This is a genomic window from Segatella salivae DSM 15606, assembly GCF_000185845.1.
Taxonomy (GTDB): Bacteria; Bacteroidota; Bacteroidia; order Bacteroidales; family Bacteroidaceae; genus Prevotella; species Prevotella salivae.
On the sequence record NZ_GL629650.1, the window covers coordinates 1 to 2,145 of the forward strand.

Genomic DNA, 2,145 nt, shown 5'->3' on the forward strand with positions numbered 1-2,145 from the left:
CATGTTCTCAAAAGATGTATTATAACAGAAACTTGAAAAAGCCTCTAACATTCTTCGCATAATATTGCCAATACTCATTTCCTGCATTTCGTCTAAATCTTTTGGGCATGCGTTATTTGCATACTCAAATATATGCGTTATTAATTTTTTGTATTCGTTTCTCTCTGTTTGCTCTTCTATACACTTATTTTTTAACTCAAGAAACTTCTTACATTTATCATTTAGTTCTCTTCTAATTTTAACTAAGTCAAATACAGACTGCAAATCATGAGACATAACAAGTAGCCTACTATTTGCATTGCCTTTTGTTATGTTACCAAATTGGTATCTCAATAATGACATTACGCCCAACCTGTTTCCATAGTCAAAACTTGATATAGGATCATCTATTACTATTAAGTATTCTGATGTATATTTGTCTTCATCTTTCTTTCCACTAAAGAGCATAGCAAAGAAATAACAAAGGCCTAATATATTTCGTTCGCCTACGCTAATTTTCTTGGGCTTTACCCTTTTCCCCTTAACCAAAAGCTTATAACAATCCTCTCCTGCAACAAGCTGTATTTTTCGGTTACTATAGAATACGTACTGCAGTTCTTTGTTAATATACTTTAACGCTATGTCAGTACGTTCTTTCTTTATTTTCAGTTCCTTGATATCTGCTTCTATTTTATCCTTTTCCTCTTTCAGTTTCTGGAATTTCTTTAGAATTTGCTCTTGGTTAGTCAAGGCCTTTTTGTATTCGTTTAATGCTGAAGAAAATTGTTTTCTTGCCATAAGGTCATTTTCAAGCCGAGCTTTATCAAGCAACTTCTTCCGCTTGTTAACAGTATCATTAAAGATTTCTACACATTTTTCTATCTGCTCTATACTTGTTTTCCAAGTAGAAAGAGCTTTAATATAATCATTGATTATCTCATTAGTAAATGGTCTCTCTAAAGGTTTATAAATCTCACGTCTTCGTTGTTCTATGATATTCCAAATGATAGTTAATACTTTGTTTAGATTCCCCTTGGCTGTGGTAGCATTATGGAGCTCTTTTGCATTCAAGTCGCCTGGAAAATTCGGTAAATCCATTTCTATTGCTGAAAAAAGTTCTTGTTCTGAATTTATCCTTGAGATAAATTCTTTTGCTTCTTCCATTAGAAGATGTGACAACACTTCTGATATAGAAGTTCTATCCTCTGTTGTAATTTCTCTTAAACACAGTGGACAAAAGTTCCAACCTTCTTCTAATATGTGTTGTGTATGATTTACTTCAAAATGTTGAGGTTCTTGGCTTATTTTATTTAAAAGCTCCATTAGGCGACGCTCTCTTTTCGTCAATTCTGGTGAGTCTAAGGGTTTCTTGAGTAACTCTATTAGGTCATCCAAATTGTTAGGTAAATTTAGTTCTCCTGCATCCCAAACGATCGGTTGAGAATCCTCTGATTGTAAATATAAGTTTTTATCAGCCATTACTCGTTCTCGCAATTCTGAGTATGACTCCGTTGGCTCATCTAATTTCATCAATTTATCAACCAATTCTTCTGTAACACGACTTTTAACAGAATTACCTTTCAAATCACGGTCTATATCTGCCCATCCTCCTTCCTCACGCAGCCCATTCCGTAGCTGTTCCCAATAAAATAATGGTGAGATATTATCCCATTTATTTTCACACTTCTTTATTAGCTCTTCTTGTTGGCTAACTTCTTCAACCTTTTTGCTTAGTTTTTCGTTATTTGCATTAATTTGTTCATCTAATTCGATTTGCTCACCTAACATAACGATAGCATTAAGTCCGTCATCTTTAATCTTTACATTATTCTGTAGAAAATCTTCATCAAACACAAAGACATTAGATTTATACTCGTCTGTTATAGGAACATCACTACTCACAATATAGTTTGTTTCCGTACCTTGTATTACATTCTCTTCACGTTTTATTCGTTCCTCTTCACTTTCGCATAATTGTTTCAGACATCGCGCTATGGTACTTTTACCACTACCATTTCGCCCATAGAGAACACTTAATGGATATTTATAGAAGAGTTGCAACTCGGTTTCTTTGTCAAAATATCCTCCTTTTATTTTTATCTTCTTGAAATTCTCAAACACAAGGCTATAAGGTTATTTTTTGCAAATATACATTATTTTATTCAA

The 2,145-nt window shown here is 33.3% G+C and carries 1 protein-coding gene; it reads right to left on the reverse strand.

Annotated features, from left to right (window positions below; all coding sequences use genetic code 11):
* Positions 1–2,100: AAA family ATPase (locus HMPREF9420_RS12550; RefSeq protein ID WP_007136111.1), on the reverse strand; the 2,100-nt coding region annotated here is incomplete at its 3' end.
* Positions 2,101–2,145 lie beyond the last annotated feature (45 nt).